Origin of the sequence: Variovorax stachyos, assembly GCF_051400855.1 — a bacterium.
In the GTDB taxonomy this organism is placed as follows: Bacteria; Pseudomonadota; Gammaproteobacteria; order Burkholderiales; family Burkholderiaceae_C; genus Variovorax.
Map to the genome: position 1 here is coordinate 1 of NZ_JBLFFN010000028.1, position 20,565 is coordinate 20,565.

Below are 20,565 nucleotides of genomic sequence, written 5' to 3' on the forward strand. Positions count from 1 at the left end.
TGGTCAACAGCGTGTACAGCACGACCTGCCACCACGTGAGATCCCACAGGCCGTTCCCGAGCCAGTCGATGGCCGCGCTCAGGAGGGCAGAGTCAGGAAGCAGCATCAAGTCATCCCTTTCATTGGCCCGCCAACAAGCACTGTGGACGCTGCGCACCTTGCCGCTGTAGGGCGTCACCAACATCGCACGCGCGCGCAATTCGCGCGGGCGTGCCATCGAAGGTCATCACCTACTTTGAACCGCGCAGAACATTGGACGGTCGGCCCTGCGAGCGCCTCCGAGAAGAGGTACGCAGGGAACGCGGACAGATCTCCGGGGACTACGCAAGCCAGTGGCACTTTCCGACTCGACCGGCCAGCGGCTAGCCTAAGCCTTACCGCCTCTTCTCAAGGATCCAACATGAACATCATCATCTGGCTCATCGTCGGCGGCTTGATCGGCTGGGTTGCCAGCATGATCATGAGGACCAACGATCAACAGGGGGTCTTGCTCAATATCGTTGTTGGGGTCGTCGGTTCGATGCTCGGCGGCTGGCTGGTTGCCCCTCTCTTGGGTGCTGCTACCGTGAACCAGAACGATTTCAGCGTGAGAGGCTTGCTGGCATCCTTGATTGGTGCAGTGATTCTTCTCGCGATAGTGAATCTGGTCCGTCGCGGCAGCGTCAGGTAACAGCGAGCTAAAGGCGTCGCGGCCCAGCGTGGTCCCTGCGACCCTTGGCGTGCAGGAGGACAACCCGCGCAAAGTCCTGTATCCCGCGGCGCGGCCAGAACCACGTCAAGCGAACGTTGATTGGCCAACGCCTAGTCCCACCGAGAACCGATCGCAGGAGTCCACCGAACGGCGATTGGTGCCTGCTCCTGGTCCTGCATCAAACTTGCCTCCGCTGACCGCATACGAAAGCTGACGCGGCCGTGACACGCTGCTCCCCGGTGCGACTGATCGGACTCTGCTGCTGCGCGCCAAGCCCGCATGCTGCAACTTCAATGATCGATGGAGAGGAACACAGCATCCGTCGGTAGCGCTAAGGCGCCAAAGCGAATGACCGCTTTCGGATGCGGCGAACTTCTGGATTGGCCGCTGGCGTCGCTGAGAGTCTGGAGGATGTGGGTCATCGGCAGTCGGGACATTGTCAAGGCTTCCGAGGGCCCGTTCGCTGCAAAATTGTCTTTGCGACGGTATCCATATGTGCGCCTACCGGTCAACGCCAACGGCGGCGGGCTATCTAGACGTGATGGCCGAGAGCCCGGTTATCGAGCGCTCAGACCAGGGGCCGGCCGTTCTTGCCTCTTGTGGAAGATTCAACCGTCCGCTTGGCGGCGGCGATCCGCAGACACTGCATCAGCTGGTCGGTGGCTGGCGACGGCTTGCGCCCCTGCATCGTGATCATCCCGACGGGCGGCAGCTCGATCGGGACCGGCAGGCGGAGCACCTTGACGAGGCCCTCGCCCTCGAAGTGCCGCGCAACGCCGAGCGCAAGAAAGCCGGCCGCAGAGCGCTCACGGATGCAGCTAAGCGTGACGAGAAAAGACGCCGTCTCGACGATGTCCGCCGGCGGCACCAGGCGGTGCTTGTAGAACATCTGCTCGAGCTTCATGCGCGATGACGCCCAGGGCGGCGGTACCACCCACGGCAATTGAACAAGTTCGCGCCAGCTCGGCCTGGCGGCGCAAGCCAGCGCATGGTCGGGCTGCACCACGACGCACATGGGCTCGGCGTACAAGGCCTCGGTCTTCAGGTCCGGTGCCGCATAGCCCGGCTCGAGCCGCCCGACGAAGAGATCCAGCTCGCCGACGCGCAGGCGCGGCAGCAGGCGGGTGAGATCTCCCTCCTCGATCATCACTGTGGTTTGGGTCGACTGCGCCTTCAGCAGGGCCACGGCGCGCATCAGCAGCGACGGCGTGGCGACCACCATCGCGCCGACGCTGGTGCGCCCGGCCGCGCCGCTCGCCACGGCGGCGATCTCGTCGCGCGTGCGGCCGTAATCGGCCAGCACCGAGCGGGCGAAGCGCACCACTGCCGATCCGTAGGCGGTCGGTTCCGTTCCGCGCGTCGAGCGCAGGAACAGTTCGAGGTCGAACATGCGCTCGATCTCCACCAGCGTCTTCGATACTGCCGGCTGGGTGACCGACAGGAATTCGGCCGCGCGGCCAAGGTGGCGGAATTCGTCGAGCGCCACCAGCAACTGCAGATGGCGCAGCTTCAGGTTGGAGCGCAGCACACGATCGATGTCAGGCATGCTTCATAACCCAAAGAGAAAGAAGAGAGTCGGTAACTTCATTGGATTGTAATGACTGCACCCTGAACAATCGCAGCTTCCCACCATGCAATCAGGAGACAAGACCATGCGATCCAATCGCCGCCAGTTCGTGCTGGGCAGCCTCGGCGCTGCCCTGCTTCCGCTTGCCGCCACGCGCGCTTTTGCGGGCGGCTATCCCGAGCGTCCCGTCACCTTCATCTGCCCCTGGCCCGCCGGCGGCACGGCGGACGTGACCATGCGCGCGCTCTGCACTGCCGCAGCCAAGGAGCTCGGCCAATCGGTGGTGGTGGACAACAAGGCCGGCGCCTCCGGGATGATCGGCCTGAAGGCGCTCGCAAGCGCGAAGCCCGACGGCTACACGATCGGCCAGATCCCGATCTCGGTGACGCGCTTCTCGCAGCTCGGCATGGTGCAGGTCGATCCGCTCAAGGACTTGAGCTACATCGCGCGCGTTTCCGGCCAGACCTTCGGCATCGCGGTACGCGCCGAAGCGCCCTGGAAGACGCTCAAGGACCTGGTCGCCGATGCCAAGGCCAACCCCGACAAGATCACCTACGGCACCGCCGGCCTGGGCGGAGCGACGCATGTCGGCATGGAGGAGTTCGCCATGGCCGCCGGCGTGAAGTTCAACGCCATTCCCTTCAAGGGCGGCTCCGAGGCGCTGCAGGCGCTGATGGGCGGCCACGTCGACGTGCTGGCCGACTCCAGCTCCTGGGCGCCACATGTCAAGTCGGGCAAGCTGCGCCTCTTGGCCACGTGGGGCGAGCAGCGCACGGCGGAGTTCAAGGACGCGCCCACGTTGAAGGAGGCCGGCTACAACGTCGTGGTGGACGCGCCTAACGGCATCGGCGCGCCGAAGGGCCTGCCCGCGGACATCGCGGCCCGGCTGCGCGCGGCCTTCAAGGTCGCCGCCACGAGCCCCGAATTCACCGCCGCCTGCGCCCGGATCGATGCGCCGCTGATGTACCTCGATGCGCCGGACTACGAGAAGTACGTGAGCGCCAGCGTGGCCAAGGAAAAGGTGCTCATCGAAAGGCTCAAGCTCAAGGAACTGATGAGCAAGAACTGAAGCGAAGCCGCCAGGAGATCCGCATGACCGCCACCCCTTCGCCGCTGATCCGGCTGCACGCGAACGACAACGTGCTGATCGCCCGCGCGCCCATCGCGCTCGGCCAGACGTTGCCCGAGTTCGCCCTGCGCATGCGTGCACAGGTGCCCGCCGGCCACAAGATCGCGGCACGCCGGATCGCCGCCGGCGAGAAGGTCCGCAAGTACGACACCGTCATCGGCGCGGCCATGCGCGACATCGAGCCAGGCGACCACGTGCACACGCACAATCTTGAGCTGGTCGACTTCGACCGCGATCCGGGCTTCTGCGAGGACGTGCGCCCCGTGGACTACGTTGCCGAATCGGATCGCGCCACCTTCATGGGCATCGTGCGCCCGGACGGCAGCGTCGCCACGCGCAACTTCGTCGGCCTGATCTCGTCGGTCAACTGCTCGGCGACCGTCATCAAGCAGATAGCCGCCCACTTCACGCCGGAGCGGCTGGCGCCCTATCCGAACGTCGATGGCGTGGTCGCCTTCGCGCAGACCAGCGGCTGCGGCATGTCATCGCCCAGCGAGCACTTCGACGTGCTGCGCCGCACCATTGCCGGCTATGCGCGCCATCCGAACCTGGCCGGCGTGCTGATCGTCGGCCTCGGCTGCGAGCGCAACCAGGTCGCCGACCTCGTGGCCTCGCAGGGCCTGGTGCCCGGGCCGCATGTGCGGACCTTCGTGATGCAGGACACCGGCGGTACGCGCGCCACCATCGCCGCGGGCATCGCGGCCATCGAATCGATGCTGCCGGCGGCCAACGACGTCAGGCGCGAGCCGGTCAGCGCCGCGCACCTGAAGATCGGCCTGGAATGCGGCGGCTCCGACGGCTTCTCCGGCATCACCGCCAATCCGGCCCTGGGAGCGGCGATGGACATCCTGGTGCGCCACGGCGGCACAGCCATCCTGTCTGAAACGCCGGAGATCCATGGCGTGGAGTTCATGCTGACGCGTCGCGCCGTGAGTCCGGCCGTCGGGCAGAAGTTGCTCGACCGCCTCGCGTGGTGGGAGGCCTACACTCGCGGCCACAACGGCCAGTTCAACGGCGTCGTCGGCCCCGGCAACCAGGCCGGCGGGCTGGCCAACATCTTCGAGAAGTCGCTCGGCTCGGCGATGAAGGGCGGCACCACGCCGCTGCAGGCGGTGTACGAGTACGCGGAACCTATCGACAAGGCCGGCTTCGTGTTCATGGACTCGCCTGGCTACGACCCGGTGGCCTCGACGGGCCAGATCGCCAGCGGCGCCAACCTGATCTGCTTCACGACGGGCCGCGGCTCGATGTTCGGCTCCAAGCCGTCGCCGACCATCAAGCTGGCGAGCAACACGGCCATGTTCACCCGCCTCGAGGACGACATGGACATCAACTGCGGCCTGATCCTGGACGGCGAGCTCGACGTGCAGCAGATGGGCGAGCGCATCTTCCAGCACATCCTGCGCGCGGCCTCGGGCGAGCCGACCAAGAGCGAGCTGCTGGGCCTGGGCGATCACGAGTTCGTGCCCTGGCACATGGGCATCGTGAGCTGAGCCCCTCTTCACCACCGAGCCCACCGACTCCCGCACACCATGCCCCTTACGCTTTCCCAACCCGGCCTGCTGCGCAGCGCCAACTTTATCGCTGGCGAGTGGCGCGCCGCCACCGGCGCCACGCTCGACGTGACGGATCCCGCCACCGGCGCACGCATCGCGCAGGTGCCCGACAGCGGCGCCGATGAAGCGCGCGCTGCGGTCGATGCCGCGCATGGCGCCTTCGCCGGCTGGCGCAAGCTTCCTGCCAAGCAGCGTGCGCAGATCATCAAGCGCTGGAACGACCTCGTGATGGCCAACCAGGGCGACCTGGGCCGCCTGGTCTCGCGCGAGCAAGGCAAGCCGCTGGCGGAAGGCAAGGGCGAGATCGCCTACGCCGCGAGCTACATCGAGTGGTTCGCCGAAGAGGCGACGCGCTCCAACGGCGACCTCATTCCCGCGCCGCTGCCGGGGCGCCGCATGTTCGCGCTGAGGGAGCCGGTGGGCGTGGTCGCCGCGATCACGCCCTGGAACTTCCCGGCCGCGATGATCGCACGCAAGATCGCGCCGGCGCTTGCCGCCGGCTGCACCGTGGTGTGCAAGCCGGCCGAGGACACGCCGCTCACGTCGCTGGCGCTGGTGGCGCTGGCCGAAGAGGCCGGCGTGCCGCCCGGCGTGCTCAACATCGTCACCGCCTCGCGCGAACGCACGCCCGAGGTGGTGGACGTCTGGCTGGACGACCCGCGCGTGCGCAAGATCACTTTTACCGGCTCGACGCCGGTGGGCAAGCACCTGGCCCGCCGCTCGGCCGACACGCTCAAGAAGCTGTCGCTGGAGCTGGGCGGCAACGCACCCTTCATCGTCTTCGAAGACGCCGACATCGACGCCGCGGTCGAAGGCCTGATGGCCGCCAAGTTCCGCAACGGCGGCCAGACCTGCGTGTGCCCCAACCGCGTGTTCGTGCAGGCCAGGGCGCACGACGCCTTCGTCGACAAGCTGGCCGCGCGTGTCGGCGCACTCAAGGTCGGTCCGGCCACCGATGCGGCCTCGCAGATCGGCCCGATGATCAATGCGCGCGCGGTCGAGAAGATCGAGCGCCATGTGCGCGACGCCCTCGCCCGTGGCGCGCGCGTGCTCACCGGCGGCGAGCGCCTCGCGGCGCTCGGGCCCAACTACTACGCGCCCACTGTGCTCGTCGACGTGGACGCGACGATGGTCTGCGCCTGCGAGGAAACCTTCGGGCCCGTGGCGGCGATCACGCGCTTCGGGACCGAGGCGGACGTGATCGCGCAGGCCAACGACACGCCGTTTGGCCTGGCCGCCTACTTCTACTCGCAGGATGTGCGCCGCATCTGGCGCGTGGCCGATGCGCTGGAGTCCGGCATCGTCGGCATCAACGAAGGCGCACTGGCGGCAGAGGCCGCGCCCTTCGGTGGGGTGAAAGAATCGGGGTACGGCCGCGAGGGCTCGGTGCACGGGCTGGACGACTACCTGCACACCAAGTACATGTGCCAGGGTGGACTGGACTGAATGAAAGCTATGGTCATGAACAACCCCTTCAAGCACGCACTGCGCGCGAAGCAGCCGCAGATCGGCTTCTGGCTGTCGATGGCGCAGCCCTACAGCGCGGAAGTCTGCGCGACTGCCGGGTTCCAGTGGCTCCTGATCGATGGCGAGCACGCACCCAACGACGTGCGCAGCACGCTCGCGCAGCTGCAGGCGGTCGCGGCCTACCCCGCCCAGCCGGTGGTACGCGCTGTCGACGGCGACACCGCGCTGATCAAGCAGCTGCTCGACATCGGCGCGCAGAACCTGCTGGTGCCCATGGTCGACACCGCTGCGCAGGCTCGCGCGCTGGTGGCGGCCACCCGCTATCCGCCCGAAGGCGTGCGCGGCGTCGGCGCTGCCGTGGCGCGGGCCTCGCGCTGGGGTGCGCGGCGCGACTACCTGGGCGCCGCCAACGACGAGGTCTGCCTGCTGTTGCAGGCCGAGACCGCGACTGCGCTCGACAACCTCGAAGAGATCTGCGCGGTGGACGGCGTGCATGGCGTGTTCATCGGCCCCGCCGACCTGGCGGCATCGATGGGCCGCCGCGGCGCGCCGGGGCATCCGGAGGTCCAGGCCGCCATCGAGCGCGCCATCCGCACCATCGTCGCCAGCGGCAAGGCCGCCGGCACGCTGGCGACGGACCTCGCGCTGGCACGCAGGTACCTCGAGCTCGGCGCCACCTTCGTGGCAGTCGGCATCGACGTCTCGCTGCTTGCACAGGCCACGCGCCGCCTGGCCGGCGAGTTCGGCCTCGGCACCGAGAGCGCGATGAGCGCCGCTGGCGCATCGGCCTATTGAATGAACATCGACAAGAAGGCAGACACCATGAGCAAGACGCTGCGCATCGCTGCTATTCCGGGCGACGGCATCGGCAAGGAAGTGATGCCCGAGGGCCTTCGCGTCCTCGAGAAGGCCGCGAGCCGCTTCGGCATCGAACTGGCCGTCACGCATATCGACTGGGCCAGCTGCGACTACTATGCCAAGACCGGGCAGATGATGCCGGACGACTGGAAGTCGCAGCTCGAAGGCATGGATGCCGTCTACTTCGGCGCCGTCGGCTGGCCGGACACCGTGCCCGATCACGTTTCGCTGTGGGGCTCGCTGTTGAAGTTCCGGCGCGAGTTCGACCAGTACGTGAACCTGCGTCCTGTGCGCCTGTTCGAAGGCGTGCCCGGGCCGCTGGCCGGGCGCAAGCCGGGCGATATCGACTTCTACATCGTGCGCGAGAACACCGAGGGCGAATACACCAAGCTCGGCGGCGTGATGTTCGAGGGAACGGAGCGCGAAGTGGTCGTGCAGGAAGCGGTGTTCAGCCGCTTTGGCGCCGACCGGGTGCTGAAGTACGCCTTCGATCTCGCGCAGTCGCGGCCGCGCAAGCAGCTCACCGTAGCGACCAAGAGCAACGGCATCGCGATCAGCATGCCGTGGTGGGATGGCCGCGCGGATGCGGTGGGCAGCAGCTATCCCGAGGTGAAGGTGGACAAGCAGCACATCGACATTCTGTCGGCGCGCTTCGTGCTGCAGCCGCAGCGTTTCGACGTGGTGGTGGCCAGCAACCTGTTCGGCGACATCCTGTCGGACCTGGGGCCGGCCTGCACTGGCACGATCGGCCTGGCGCCGTCGGCCAATCTCAATCCGGAGCGCAAGTTCCCGTCGTTGTTTGAGCCGGTCCACGGCTCGGCGCCCGACATCTACGGCAAGGGCATCGCCAACCCCGTGGCGATGATCTGGTCAGGCGCGCTACTGCTCCATTTCCTCGGCCATCGGGACGCGCACGATGCGATCGTGCACGCCATCGAGCAGGTGCTGGCTTCCGGTCCGCGAACGGGCGATCTGGGTGGCAAGGCGACGACGGCGGAGATGGGGGCTGCGATCGGTGCGCTGATCTGAGCAGTCTCGATTTTGCATCCCTGGCCCTCGAGTTCGTCGCATCTCCAGACGGGCCCAGCCGCCCGGTAATGGCTGGAGCGGACGCGGGCCCAAGCCGCGGTGGCTCAGGAAGCCTTCGCAGCTGGCCAAGCCCTGGAATCGATGTGACCGGGGCAGTTGACCGTGCGGATCGGCGCAGCGGCAGATCTCTCGGTCGATGCGGCGATAGCCAGTGCCGGCGGGGTCTACCTGTTCGAAGAGCGGCTGCGACCTCACCTCGACAGCGGCGCGGTCGAATCAATCCTCGAGCCCTGGTGGCTGCGGTTCTCCGGCCCCTTCCTCTACTATCCCGGCCGTCGGTTGCTGCCGGCACCGTTAAGGGCTTTCGCGGACTTCGTACAGAGCGCGTCCTGAGTGCTGCCTGAGGAGCGAGCCTTCGCGCATTGGCTCTGGAGCTCCTGACGACCACGTCGATGAATCGCTGCTTTGACTGGCTTGTAGGGGCATGGGTTGAGGTTCAGACCCAGCGTAATGATTCAGGACGCCATGTGGCCGTCGCCTGAATGTTGGCTGCGGCAGCTTGCGTGCGCGGCCACAGCAGCAGGTTCAGCAGTGCAACCGTCTCGGCCAAGCTGCCTGCCGTAATACGGTTCTTGTTCAGGAAGGCCCGCCACTGCCTCAGCTTGGCGGAGTCTTCACTGAACTGGCTGGTGAGCGCGAGCGGGTGCTCGGTAGGTAGGGGGTTTGCCGTCTGGAAAAGGTGGCCGCAATGGCCGCGGTCAGGATTGCACCATCCAGCTCAGTGCGCCGTGCGATCACGGCCAGATCGTAAAAGTCCTTCATGCGGCTGTTCGCCTGACCCAGCATCACCATGGCCTGGTACTTCTCGGCGATCACGGTGTAGACCGGATAGACCCGCAGCGTCGGAGCTTGGAAGTCTTTCAGCAGGGTGGGAAAGGCGACGGTCTGCGGCTCGGGCGTCACTGCGTCGCCACGTCGCCAAACCCCACGTCAATTTGCAATGCACAGCGTGCGGAGCCTATGCGTGCCGCCAGGGTGATGCGGGTACCGCCGTAGGTGTTGTCTTCGCGTATGGCATCTGCTTTGACTGACTCAGGCTCGAACACGATGCCGTCACCCAAGTCCATTGCAGCGATGCTGCGAAAAGTGGCGATCAGATTCGCTTCGTCGTCGTCGCCAAAGCCCAGCAAGTCGGCGTCCCGTGTGGGGCGGTGCGGGTCGTCGTACCAGAGTGCGAAGAGCAGAGCGCCCTTGAGCAAAAATCGGCTGGCATGCGGTGAGGTGCTGATGCGCAGCAGCAGGCGCTCTAGCGCAAAGCGGTTGAGCAGCAGACTGTAGTCATCGCCCCGCTGCTTGGCCAACGTCAGCAGTCGCAAGGATGGAGGCCGATAGATTTCCGCTCATGCCGTCACCGCCTCAAGGTAAGGCTGCATGACGCGTTCCACCCGGTTGATCTTGGCGAAGTGGTTCAGCTCGGCCATGGTTACCTTGCGGCTGCGCCAGGACTCCTTGAGCGCCTCCAGCGCCACGTCGAGGCCGATCTTGTTGCGAAACTTGAAGCAGTCGGTCACCGTCTTGGCCACGCTGTAGACTCGAATCGGTGCACCGTGCTCTGTCACGGTCTGGATGCCTTCGGAATAGGCTTGGCCTCGAAGGCGCGCGATGCGCAACGTGGGGTAATCCAGCGCCGGGGTCTGTGTGGCTTCGGGCAGCGCAACCCATAACTCATGGGGCATTTGGGTGCCAATGCCGTGGAATTGCAGCGCGCTCAGCAGGCACAGTACGGCCTTGGGCACGCGTTGACACACCTCGATCAGCGTCTGGTGCTCGGTGATTTCAGCACCCGGCAGGCTGTACAGACCCCGGGCCACTCGTTGCAGCTTGCCGATCTGGTGCAGCCTGAGCAGCAGTTGTGGCGACCAGCCGTGCTTTCGCACATCTGCTGCACGCAGCACGCGCCGGTCACGGGCAAGGTCAAGGATGTGGTCGGACTGGCTCACTTGGCTTAATATTTACATTACTTGTTTTCAAGTAATGAGTTTTTTAACTTCTCCGGCAGGCTGGGCATCGCAGCTAGTCGTGCGTACCCATCGCGCCGCCGCCGGCCGGAAAGGCGCGACGATATGGATGGAGCGAGCAAGCTAGCTCCACGTGCGCCAATTCCATAGTTGGCATGCTGGCATGGCGTCGCTGCGTCGCCAAGCAGGGCCGCGCCTCCATCGGTCAGTCGCACGCGCACGGCGGTCGACCAGCGGCTTGCCGAACCCGTCCTCCAACAGGCGGATCTGTTTGCCGATCGCCCATGGTCAGATTCAGCCGGCCGTCGTGGAGGCGAAGTTGCCTGCACGGCCAACGCCTCGATGCTGCGCAGGGCATTGAGCGGAGGCAGCCGGGCCGACGGCGATACCAAGCTCTCCCAAGGCGCCATTAAAAAGGTCATTGAGTACGACCTCAAGGTCGATTGCGTGGCAGACCTTGCCAGAGCGCCAGAGCGCAGCGACACATCGATTCCGGTGAAGTACGAGTCTAGAAAGACGACACCAAGGAGCGCAGGTACGCCCGATCACCGATGCTCGTGGCCGCAATACGTCTCACAGGGCGAAGTTGGGACCGTCCGGGCGAAATGGGTTGACGATGGTCAGCGTCTGCTCGATGCGCAGACTGTCTTGCATATCCTCCGAATACAGCGTGTCGCAGCCAGACAGGAGAGCCGAGGACAAGATCATCGAGTAGTACACCGATAGCTGGTATTTTTCGCTGAGCGCGCGCCCCAAATCGTGAGATTCAACGGTTAAGGGTTCGACTGGGCACAGCCCCCGCGCCAACTGCAAAAACTCGTCGATTTCCTTCCATGGAAGGGTCAGCTTGCGCCGCGCAACGCTGGTAATCTCGTTGAGGACCTGAACGCTGATGATCGGGCGCCCCGCAACCACCGTGCGTGCGCGCTCCGCCTTTGCTGCGTCCTTGGACATCATGTAGAGCACGACATTGGTGTCCGCGAACGCTCTATCTTTCATTGGCGTCGTCTCGATCGAACTTGAACGCTTCTGGCAGCCGGCCTTCGAACTCGCGCAGGGCGGCGACGATCTCCTCCTTCCCGGGTTTCTTACTCAGACCAAGGGCGCGCGGGCTGTGCACGCTCAGGCGCACCTCGTCTCCTTCTGACAGGTTCAATTTCTTGACCAGTGCCAGGGGCAGGCGAATGGCTAGGCTGTTGCCCCACTTGGCGACTTGCATGACTGACTCCTGTATCTACTTTTAAGATTGTAGATACGCACGCGTAGCAGGCTGCTGAAGTACCTAACTCGAAGGTCCCCCGTCAGCGGGCTTGGCGCGTTGTCCTTGCAGACCTACTAAACCACCCCCGATGCGCGGCCCTGACACATTCACCGAAGGCTTGTTCACGATGAGACGGCTGGACGACTTCGTTCCCGCCGACCACCCGTTGCGCCGCATCCGGGTGATGGTCAATGAGGCGCTGGCCAAGATGTGTCAAGGGTCGCCGGATTCTCCTCAGTCGGGGGTGCGGCAGAAATCTTTGACTGGTTATGCCGCGAGCCCCAGGCTCTTCCGATATTCAACCGGACTGAGAGCGCCGAGGGAGATCTTGATCCGCTTCTCGTTGTACCAGCGGATGTATGAGTCCAAGGCCTGGGTGAACTGCTCGATGCTCGCTGTTTGCCAGTCACGAGGATAGAACATCTCCGTCTTCAACCGGCCAAAGAACCCTTCGCAGGCAGCGTTGTCAGGCGAGCACCCTTTGCGTGACATCGAACGAATCAGCTTGGCATCCGCGATGCGCGATAGCCATCCGGGCCAGCGGTAGTGGGCGCCGCGATCGGAGTGCACGACAGGCCGTTCGCTGTCGCCGGGAATCGTCTCTATGGCCGCATCCAGCATCGTGTTCACAAGCTCAGCGTCCGGTCGCGTGCCGATCGACCAACTGACGACCTGACCATCGAAGCAGTCGATCATCGGTGACAGATACACCGTGCCGGCGGCGATTTGGAACTCCGAGATATCGGTGAGCCACTTCTCATTCGGGGCAGGGGCTGTAAAGTCGCGATCGACGAGGTTTTCTGGCGCCGGGCTGATCTCTCCCAGGTAGGAGCCGTATCGCCGACGTTTCGGCTTTGCGACGACCAGGCACTCCTGCTTCATCAAACGCTGCACCACCTTCTCTGAAAGGCGCACGCACTGCCTGCTCAGCGCCGCCTGCATCCGGCGGTAGCCGTAGCAACGGTGATTGAGTTCGAAGATGTCGGCAAGCGCCCGGCGCGCATCGGCATACTTGTCCGCAACCTGCAGGCGCCCCCGATGATAGAAGTACGAGCTGCGGGCAAGGCCCAGCTCCGTCAAGAGATCCGACATCGCATGGGTCTGTTTGAGGGCGTCAACCAGCAGCGTCTTCTCCCGGTTCGTCAGGAGCTGCAGGCTGACGCCCAGGTCTTTTTTTATGATTTCGCTCGCCTTCTTCAAAAGGTCGTGCTCGAGCTGCAGCCGTCGAATGTCGCGACGAAGCGATTCAACCTGCTGCTCCAGCTCCGCTCGCTCGGGCTGCGGCTCTGGTGGCAAATCTTTGCGGTGTTTCATGGATGCTGGAACCTCCGGGCCGGCGAGCTGGTTCTTCCAGTTGTACAACGTCGGCCTGCTCACGCCAATCTTCTGAGCAACCGCCCGCGCGCTTCCTTCGCGGGTGCACAGTTCAAGGACCGCTGCCTTCTTGAGTTCCGGCGCTCGAGTCACGCTGCCAGCTCTGCCAACAACTCGCTGTCTTGATTCAGGATTCAGCTCACCAATCCAGGCGGCCAGGGTCCCCCGCGCCGGATAGCCTAGCGCCTTCATGGTTGCAGCAACGCAGCGACCGTGGGTGAGATAGTGGTCAATCGCCAGGCACTTCTGCGCGTGCGAATACTTCGGCCTCGAGCGCACGTAGCCGGCAGGCAGATCGCGACTTCGCTCGTACTCCAGATGCCAGCTCTTCAAAGAGTTCTTTGTCGGGTAGCCCAACTGGCGGATCGTCAGCCCGGTGCGCTTCCCCAGCTTGATGAAGAGCTTGACGGCTCGGATTCGGTCTTCGTATGAATACATGAACTACTTTCAGGGTAGTCCAAGATTTCTGCCGCACCCCCAAGCGCTGCGCGATCAATTCCTTGAGCAAGTCTTCCTTGCTGTCGAAGTAGAGGTAGAGCGTCCCCTTGCAGACGCCGGCGCGCGCGGCGATCTCGTCGGCACGCGCTGCCGCAAAACCCTTTTCGATGAACAGGCTGAGGGCGGCATCCAGAAGCTCCTGAGGCCGCGCGTCCTTGCGTCGTCGGATCGGGAAGACGGTGCGATCAATCATGGAATTGCTTGCTCGCCATGCAACGACGCTGGTCCTTCTGCGGTGATCGCGGCACTGGGCTCGGCTACTTCAAAAGGTCCTTCATCGCGTCAAGGGCGGCCTGCGCGCACACTCGTCATTGTCGGACATGTTGCCGCCCACGCCGAAGATCCGTTGGGGGATGAACATGTCTGATCCTTTGCGTCTCGGGTCAAGGAAGGGGAAGGTCGCGTCGCGCGACATCAGGCGGCGGTTTTCGGAACGCTCGCGAGCCGCACCGCGTCGTTCAGCACCTTGGCGGGCACGTCGGGCCTTTCCAGGACGATGAAGTGACCGGCGTCAGGCACCTGGACAAAGTCGGCCGCGGGAAGGAGTTGCTGGTTGGCTTGTCGGTCCGACGGTCGTGACCAATCCTTTTCTCCATAGATGAGATGGACTGGTGCGCTGACCTCGGGATAGCGGGAACGCGCCGCGATGAGGCTGCGCAGGTTCCCGTACACCGCGCGGGCGACGAACGGGTAGCCGGGGCGGCGCCCGATCTTCAGCAATTCATCGACGTAGTCGTCGTGCAGCGCGGCCTTGTCGCCCAGACCCCCACGCAGCACGGCGCGCATGATCGGCTTGGGTTCGACTCCGGCGACGGTCGGGCCGATTCCCGGCGCAAGCACGCCAGTCACGATGAACCGGGCCAGGAGGCTGGACCGCGCGATGCCGCCCGCGTAGTCGTAGGCATTGATCGCCACGACGCGCCGCACTCGCTCGCGCAGATCGGCCGCGGTGGTGAGGGCGAGCGTCGCGCCCATCGACTCGCCCAGCAGCGTCACGTCGCGCAGGTCGAGTTGGGTGATGAGGCTCTTCACCGCCGCGCGCATCGCGGGCTCGTCATACGAAGCACCCGGCACGATCTGCGAGTAACCCATGCCGGGCAGATCGAGCGCGTACACGGTGTACCGCTCCTGGACCAGCGGGATGAGGTGGCGGAAGTGCTCGGCCTGCGTGCGTACAGTGTGCAGCAGGACCAACGGCGCCCCCGTTCCGCCCGCGAGGTAACGCAGTCGACCGTGGCTTCGGGGTTCCGGCCCGAGCGGGTCAAGAAAGTGTTCGCTGGTTCCTGGGATTCTGATTCCGGAATGGGAATCGGTGGTTGCAGACATGCTCGTCTCCTGAAAACTGGGTGGATGCGTCAATGGGCCGCGGGTGCGACCGTGGCGGCGAGCGGTGCAGCGGCCGATGCCTGCGCCGGGCTGTCACGCCGGACGCGGAACCACGCGGCATACAGCGCCGGCACGAAGACAAGGGTCAGCGCCGTGGCCACGACGAGGCCACCCATGATCGAGATGGCCATCGGCCCCCAGAACACGCTGCGCGTGAGCGGGATCATCGCGAGCACCGCCGCCGCGGCCGTCAGCACGACCGGGCGTGACCGCCGCACCGTCGCATCGACGATCGCGGCCCAGGGCGCGACGCCGCGGGCGATGTCCTGGTCGATCTGGTCGACGAGGATGATCGAGTTGCGCATGATCATCCCGCCGAGTGCGATCACGCCCAGCAGCGCGACGAAGCCGAACGGCGCCTGGAAGATCAGGAGCGCAGGCACGACGCCGATGATCGCCAGCGGCCCGGTCATGAACACCATGAACAGCCGCGAGAAGCTCTGCAGCTGGATCATCAGCAGCGTCAGCATCACCGCGAACATCGCCGGGAACACGGCGAACAGCGCGTCGTTGGCCTTGTCGCTCTCTTCGATCGCGCCGCCCTCCTCAATTCGGTAGCCCGGCGGCAGGCTGTCGAGGATGGGCTGCAGCGATGGCCGGATCTGCGCCGTGGCATACGGGCCCTGCACGCCGTCGGCGACGTCGCTGCGCACTGTCAGCGCCATGTCGCGGTTGCGCCGCCAGAGCACGGGCTCCTCGAACGTCGGCTCGATCCGGGCGATCTGCGACAGCGGCACCGTCACGCCGCTGCGCGTGAAGACCTGCAGGTCGCCGATCCGGCCGATGCTCTTGCGCTCTTCCGGCGTGGCCCGCACGACGACGTCGACAAGTTCCTCGCCGCGCCGGATCTGCGTGACCGGCGCGCCGTCCAGCGTGGTCTGCACCAGGCCCTGGATGTCCGCGGTGCTCAGGCCCAGCTGGCGGGCCTTGTCCTGGTCCACCCGCACCTTCACCGATCGCACCTGCTCGTTCCAGTCGAGCTGCGTATCGCGCACCAGCGGGCTCTGCCGCACGACGTCGCGCACGCGATAGGCGATGTCGCGCACCACGGCCTTGTCGGGCCCGATGACGCGGAACTGGACCGGGAAGCCCACCGGCGGGCCAAACTCCAGCCGCGTGACGCGCGCCTTCACGTCGGGCAGGGCTTCGTCCTTGGCGAAGAGCTCCACGAGTCGGGCACGTACCCGCTCGCGCTGCTCGATGCCGGCCGTCTTGACGACGACCTGGGCGAAGCCCGGGTTCGGCAGCTCGGGCTGGATCGAGAGATAGAAGATGGGCGTGCCGGCGCCGGTGTAGGCGGTGAAGAACTCGACGTCGGGGTCCTTGGCCAGATAGCTTTCCAGCACCTTGACCTGGCGCTCCGTCGCGGCGAACGACGCGCCTTCGCGCAGCCGCAGTTCGACCAGGAGCTCCGGCCGGGCCGCCGTCGGGAAGAACTGCTGCTGCACCGTCAGCATGCCGGCGCCTGCCGCACCGAGCAGCAGCACGGTCAGCGCCAGCACGACAAAGCGGCGCTGCACGGCCCAGTCGACGACGCGGCGCAGCCGGTGGTAGACCGGCCGGTCGTACACATCGTGGTCCTGGCCCGAGCCGAGGTTCTTGGGCAGCAGCATCACGCCCAGGTACGGGGTGAAGACCACCGCGACCAGCCACGACAGGATGAGCGCGACGCCCACCACCCAGAAGATGCCGCCGGCGTACTGGCCGGCGATGGACTTTGCGAACCCGACCGGCATGAAGCCCGCGGCAGTGACCAGCGTGCCGGTCAGCATCGGGAACGCGGTCGACGAGTAGGCGTAGGTGGCGGCCTGCAGGCGGTCCCAGCCTTGTTCCAGCTTCACCACCATCATTTCGACGGCAATGATCGCGTCGTCGACCAGCAGGCCGAGCGCGATGATCAGCGCGCCGAGCGAGATGCGGTCGAGGTTCCAGCCCGCCGCGTACATCACGGCCGCGACCAGGCCCAGCACCAGCGGCACAGAAGCCGCCACCACGATGCCGGTGCGCCAGCCCAGGAACAGGAACGAGACCGCCAGCACGATGGCCAGCGCCTCCAGGAAGGCGCGCTCGAACTCCCAGATCGAATCGGCCACCACGCGGGGCTGGTCGGCGTACTGCTGGATCTCCACACCGGCCGGCAGCTCCTGGCGGATCTGCGACAGGCGCTCCTCCATCGCCTTGCCGAAGTCCGTCACGTTGCCCTTGTTCTGCAGCGTCACACCGATGGCCAGCACCGGCACGCCGTTGTGGCGGATGGTCAGGCTGGGCGGATCTTCGTAGCCGCTGCGCACGGTGGCGACGTCGGCCAGCCGGAGCAGTTGGCCGCCGACTTCCAGCGTGACGTTCGAGACGTCCTGCACGCTAGCGAGGCGGCCGTCAACCCGCACCTGCACGCGGTCGTGCGTGGTGTCGGCCGAGCCCGCTGGCGTCACCAGGTTTTGCCGCGCCAGCGCGTCGAAGATGGCGGAGGGCGGGATGCCCAGGGCGGCCAGCCGCCGCGTGGAGACCTCCACGTACACGCGCTCGGCCTGCTTGCCCAGCACGTCGACCTTGCCGGCACCGGGCACGCTTTGGAAGCGCCGCTTCACGTCTTCGGTGACCGTCAGCAGCTCGGCCATCGAGAGGTCGGGCGCGCTCAGCGCATAGAGCACGCTGTAGCGGTCGCTGTACTCGTCGTTGAAGAACGGGCCGCGCACGCCCTCGGGGAACTCCTGGCGGACGTCGCCGATCTTCTTGCGCACCTGGTACCAGGCGTTGTCGAGCTCTTCCTTGCTGCTGCCGCCCTTCATCCACAGCGTGATGCCGCCGTAGCCTTGGCGTGCGAAGCTGCGCACGTAGTCGAACTGGTCCAGCTCCTGCAAGCGCCGCTCGATGCGGTTGAGCACCTGGTCCTGCACGTCCTGCGCCGTGGCGCCGGGCCACACCACGATGGCCGTCATCTGCGGCACCTCGAAGGTCGGGTCCTCCAGCCGCCCCAGCCGGCTGAAAGAAAACACGCCGAGGACCAGTGTCGTGATGATGAGGAACAGCACCATCGGCCGGTGCGTGACGGCCCATTCGGAGAGATTGAAGCGCTTCATGAGCTGCTCTTGGTGACCGTGGCCGTCACGGCATCCGCGGCACGCTCGATCGCGCGCACGGCGGTGCCGGCATCGAGCTTCTGGGCGCCGACGCTCACGACGCGGCTGCCCAGGGTCAGGCCGGTGACCTGCACCGTGGCGTCGTCGATGGCGATCACCTTGACCGGCGTGAACACCAGGCCGGAACCCTTGGCGTTCAAGGCCCAGACCCCCTCGGGGCCGCTGCCCTTGACCAACGCACTGACGGGCAGCGAGACGGTGCCCGTCCCTGCCTGGGGCGCCGACAGCGTCAACTGCACCGTGCTGCCCAAGGGGAGCGCCGAGACCTGCGCGCGCGATTCGGGCGCGGCCGCATAGCGGGCGCGGTAGGTCCGGCCTTGGGCGCTGGCTTGCGGCGACAGCTCGCGCAGCACCAGGCGCAGCATCGCCTTAGGGTCGGTCCACGGCGCGGCCGTGGCCGTCAGGCTGCGCGCGCGGCCCACCCAGTCCTCGGGAAGGTCGACCACCACCTCGTTGTCACCTTCGCGTGCCAGCGAGACCACCGGCTGGCCTTCCGGAATCACCTGGCCCCGCTCGAAGCGGATGGCGGTGACGACGCCGGCATAGGGCGCAACGAGCGCGGCGTAGCCCTCGCGATTGCGCGCCAGTTCCAGCTGCCGCCGCGCCTGGTCCAGCCGGGCCGCCGCGGCGTCGGAGCGGGCCTTCTGCCTTTCATGGTCTGCCGTGCCGACCGAGCCATCGGCCAACAGCCGGCGGAACCGCGCCTCGTCGGAGGCCGCCTGCTGCGCATCCACCGTGGCAGCCTGCACCTGGTCACCCGCAGCCTGGACGGCCAACCGATAGTCAGCCAAGTCCAGACGCGCCAGCACCTGACCGGCCTTCACACGGTCACCGATATCGACGAGCCGCTCGACGACCTTGCCGCCGGTGCGGAAGGCCAGGTCGCTTTCGACGCGCGCACGGACCACCGATGTGAAGCTGCGTGTCTGTGTCGATGGGGTCTGACTGACAGTCGTCACGAAGACGGGCTTTTCGACCGCGGCAGGCGCGGGCGGTTCGCTGCAGCCGGCCAGCAGCAGGCTGGCGGCCGCCATGCTCGTGAGCGAGAAGGTGAGATGGTTTCTGTTCACTGGGTCGTCCTTGCGGCAAGAGGGGTTGTGTCGGCGCTGACTTGGCCCCCCGGGGGCAGGCCTCCTCCGAGCGCCTTGTAGAGCTGCACGTCGGCCAGCACCTGCTGCAGGCGGCTGTCCGACAAGGCCAGTTCGCTGGCCAGCACGGAGCGCTGCACGTCCAGCAGGACGAGCAGGTCGATCTGGCCTTCGCGCTGCAGCGATTCGGCGCGCTGCAGGGAGCGGCGGCGGTGCTCGACGGTGCGCGCCAGCGCCGCCGTGCGCTCGCCTTCCTGCGAGCGCACGAGCAGGCTGTCCTCGACTTCCTGGACCGCCACCAGAACCGCCTTCTGCCAGGCCAGCAAGGCCTCATCGGCGCGCGCGGACTGCACGCGGATGCCTGCATCGATAGGGCCGGCATTGAAGACCGGCGTGGCAAAGGCCAGCGCCACGTTGGAGAAGTGAACCGGCGCGAGATCCAGCGCGTTCAGCCGCAAGTCCTCGCGACCCAGCAGTGCGCTCAGGAACAGTTTGGGCCACCACTGGGCGCGGGCTTCGGCGGTGCGCAGCGCTTCGGCACCGACGCGTGCCTCCGCGGCGACCAGATCGGGACGTCGCCTCAGAAGTTCGCTGGGCTGGCCTGCCGAGATGGGACGCGCCGCCGGCCACGCGAAGTCGTTGTCACCTTCGACAACCTTCGCTGACGGGTTGCGGCCGAGCAGGACGGCCAGCTTCGTTTGCGTGGTACCCACCAGCATCCGCAGCGCCGGCAGTTGAGCGTCCAGTGCATCGGCCTCGGCGCGTGCACGGTCCAGGTCGAATGCGCTGGCCTGGCCCTCGCGCAGGCGGCTTTCCACCCGGGCCGCGGTCTGGCGCTGCGCGCCAGCCAGGGCCTGCACGATGCGCAGCCGTTCCTCGGCACTGCGCAGCACGAAGTACTGCCGCCCCACTTCGCTCGCCACGAGCAGGCGGGCCCCATGGACGCCAGCGGCGGCGGCGGCGGCATCGGCCTGCGCCGCGTCACGCGCCGCACGAACGCCACCCGCGAGGTCGATCTCCCAGGTGACGTCCACACCTGCGCGCAGCACACGCGTGTCCGGCATGCCTTGCTTGACCGGTTCAGGAACTCCGCTTTCGCTGCGCGATGCCGAAGCCTGCAGGCTCACCGTGGGCCACAGCCGGGACGCCTGCGCGTCGGCTCCGGCGCGCGCCTGCCCGACGCGCTGCAGCGCCATGGCCACATCCTGGTTGGCGGACAAGGCTTCCTCGACGAGCCGCGCGAGCGTTGCGTCCCCAAAGCCGTCCCACCAAGCATCGTCGGGGGCCGATGCAGCGCGGGCAGCAGGCTTCTCGTTCGAGAAGTTGGCCGCCAGCGGCACGGACGGGGATGGCGCCTGAGGCGCCGGGGTCGAGCATGCGGCCAGGATCAAAACTGACAAGGCGGCCGCCGCAGCAGGCCTCATGGAAGAAGGCTTCATTTCTTCATTTAGTGGACTCTCGTGTCCATTAAGTGTAGCCGCATATAATGGACTGTCAAGTCCA

General features: G+C 66.2%; 16 protein-coding genes and 3 pseudogenes. 8 read left to right on the forward strand and 11 right to left on the reverse strand.

Annotated elements, in window-relative coordinates; translation table 11 throughout:
• Nucleotides 1–400: 400 nt before the first annotated feature.
• The gene (locus ACMGEZ_RS28010) at nucleotides 401–670 is read left to right on the forward strand and encodes a GlsB/YeaQ/YmgE family stress response membrane protein (protein ID WP_436825553.1); all 270 of its coding nucleotides are present in this window, start codon (nucleotides 401–403) and stop codon (nucleotides 668–670) included.
• 589 nt (nucleotides 671–1,259) lie between these two features.
• Here the strand turns inward: ACMGEZ_RS28010 and ACMGEZ_RS28015 are convergent.
• A complete protein-coding gene (locus tag ACMGEZ_RS28015; RefSeq protein ID WP_436825554.1) occupies nucleotides 1,260–2,237 on the reverse strand; it encodes a LysR substrate-binding domain-containing protein in 978 nt (325 codons plus the stop codon).
• 106 nt (nucleotides 2,238–2,343) lie between these two features.
• Here ACMGEZ_RS28015 and ACMGEZ_RS28020 point away from each other — a divergent pair, with 106 nt between their 5' ends.
• From ACMGEZ_RS28020 to ACMGEZ_RS28045, 6 genes are all read left to right on the forward strand, one after another.
• On the forward strand, nucleotides 2,344–3,327 hold the full coding sequence (locus ACMGEZ_RS28020; protein WP_436825555.1) for a tripartite tricarboxylate transporter substrate binding protein: 984 nt from the start codon (nucleotides 2,344–2,346) through the stop codon (nucleotides 3,325–3,327).
• A 23-nt stretch (nucleotides 3,328–3,350) separates the two neighbouring features.
• Nucleotides 3,351–4,880 carry a UxaA family hydrolase gene (locus ACMGEZ_RS28025; protein WP_436825556.1) on the forward strand — a complete coding sequence of 510 codons (1,530 nt, stop codon included), beginning with the start codon at nucleotides 3,351–3,353 and terminating at the stop codon, nucleotides 4,878–4,880.
• A 39-nt stretch (nucleotides 4,881–4,919) separates the two neighbouring features.
• Complete coding sequence (locus tag ACMGEZ_RS28030; protein ID WP_436825557.1) at nucleotides 4,920–6,389, forward strand: NAD-dependent succinate-semialdehyde dehydrogenase; 1,470 nt, start codon at nucleotides 4,920–4,922, stop codon at nucleotides 6,387–6,389.
• A 9-nt stretch (nucleotides 6,390–6,398) separates the two neighbouring features.
• Nucleotides 6,399–7,205 (forward strand): 4-hydroxy-2-oxoheptanedioate aldolase, encoded by an 807-nt coding sequence (hpaI, locus tag ACMGEZ_RS28035; protein WP_436825593.1) that lies wholly within the window; start codon nucleotides 6,399–6,401, stop codon nucleotides 7,203–7,205.
• Between the two features lie 27 nt (nucleotides 7,206–7,232).
• A complete protein-coding gene (locus tag ACMGEZ_RS28040; protein ID WP_436825558.1) occupies nucleotides 7,233–8,297 on the forward strand; it encodes a tartrate dehydrogenase in 1,065 nt (354 codons plus the stop codon).
• Between the two features lie 156 nt (nucleotides 8,298–8,453).
• Nucleotides 8,454–8,690, forward strand: coding sequence for a type 2 periplasmic-binding domain-containing protein (locus tag ACMGEZ_RS28045; protein ID WP_436825559.1), 237 nt, complete (start codon nucleotides 8,454–8,456; stop codon nucleotides 8,688–8,690).
• 103 nt (nucleotides 8,691–8,793) lie between these two features.
• On the opposite strand, the pseudogene ACMGEZ_RS28050 reads toward ACMGEZ_RS28045, so the two are convergent.
• The 4 genes and pseudogenes from ACMGEZ_RS28050 to ACMGEZ_RS28065 all read right to left on the reverse strand — a co-directional run bounded on the left by ACMGEZ_RS28050 (nucleotide 8,794) and on the right by ACMGEZ_RS28065 (nucleotide 11,534).
• A pseudogene (locus tag ACMGEZ_RS28050) lies at nucleotides 8,794–9,701 on the reverse strand (nucleotidyl transferase AbiEii/AbiGii toxin family protein).
• Nucleotides 9,698–10,297 (reverse strand): type IV toxin-antitoxin system AbiEi family antitoxin domain-containing protein, encoded by a 600-nt coding sequence (locus ACMGEZ_RS28055; RefSeq protein WP_436825560.1) that lies wholly within the window; start codon nucleotides 10,295–10,297, stop codon nucleotides 9,698–9,700. The pseudogene ACMGEZ_RS28050 and the gene ACMGEZ_RS28055 overlap by 4 nt, the downstream one beginning before the upstream one ends.
• 591 nt (nucleotides 10,298–10,888) lie before the next feature.
• Nucleotides 10,889–11,314 (reverse strand): PIN domain-containing protein, encoded by a 426-nt coding sequence (locus ACMGEZ_RS28060; protein ID WP_436825561.1) that lies wholly within the window; start codon nucleotides 11,312–11,314, stop codon nucleotides 10,889–10,891.
• Nucleotides 11,304–11,534 (reverse strand): AbrB/MazE/SpoVT family DNA-binding domain-containing protein, encoded by a 231-nt coding sequence (locus tag ACMGEZ_RS28065; protein WP_436825562.1) that lies wholly within the window; start codon nucleotides 11,532–11,534, stop codon nucleotides 11,304–11,306. Before ACMGEZ_RS28065 ends, ACMGEZ_RS28060 begins: the two co-directional genes overlap by 11 nt.
• A gap of 130 nt (nucleotides 11,535–11,664) precedes the next feature.
• Here ACMGEZ_RS28065 and ACMGEZ_RS28070 point away from each other — a divergent pair.
• Nucleotides 11,665–11,787: pseudogene (locus tag ACMGEZ_RS28070) on the forward strand (IS5/IS1182 family transposase); the annotation flags it as partial.
• A gap of 56 nt (nucleotides 11,788–11,843) precedes the next feature.
• Here ACMGEZ_RS28070 and ACMGEZ_RS28075 read toward each other — a convergent pair.
• From ACMGEZ_RS28075 to ACMGEZ_RS28100, 6 genes and pseudogenes are all read right to left on the reverse strand, one after another.
• On the reverse strand, nucleotides 11,844–13,388 hold the full coding sequence (locus tag ACMGEZ_RS28075; RefSeq protein WP_436825563.1) for an IS3 family transposase: 1,545 nt from the start codon (nucleotides 13,386–13,388) through the stop codon (nucleotides 11,844–11,846).
• A 19-nt stretch (nucleotides 13,389–13,407) separates the two neighbouring features.
• A pseudogene (locus tag ACMGEZ_RS28080) lies at nucleotides 13,408–13,641 on the reverse strand (TetR/AcrR family transcriptional regulator); the annotation flags it as partial.
• A gap of 221 nt (nucleotides 13,642–13,862) precedes the next feature.
• Nucleotides 13,863–14,774 carry an alpha/beta fold hydrolase gene (locus ACMGEZ_RS28085; RefSeq protein ID WP_436825564.1) on the reverse strand — a complete coding sequence of 304 codons (912 nt, stop codon included), beginning with the start codon at nucleotides 14,772–14,774 and terminating at the stop codon, nucleotides 13,863–13,865.
• Nucleotides 14,775–14,803: 29 nt separating this feature from the next.
• Nucleotides 14,804–17,914, reverse strand: coding sequence for an efflux RND transporter permease subunit (locus ACMGEZ_RS28090; protein ID WP_436825565.1), 3,111 nt, complete (start codon nucleotides 17,912–17,914; stop codon nucleotides 14,804–14,806).
• Complete coding sequence (locus ACMGEZ_RS28095; RefSeq protein WP_436825566.1) at nucleotides 17,911–19,044, reverse strand: efflux RND transporter periplasmic adaptor subunit; 1,134 nt, start codon at nucleotides 19,042–19,044, stop codon at nucleotides 17,911–17,913. Before ACMGEZ_RS28095 ends, ACMGEZ_RS28090 begins: the two co-directional genes overlap by 4 nt.
• Complete coding sequence (locus tag ACMGEZ_RS28100; RefSeq protein WP_436825567.1) at nucleotides 19,041–20,462, reverse strand: efflux transporter outer membrane subunit; 1,422 nt, start codon at nucleotides 20,460–20,462, stop codon at nucleotides 19,041–19,043. Before ACMGEZ_RS28100 ends, ACMGEZ_RS28095 begins: the two co-directional genes overlap by 4 nt.
• Nucleotides 20,463–20,565 lie beyond the last annotated feature (103 nt).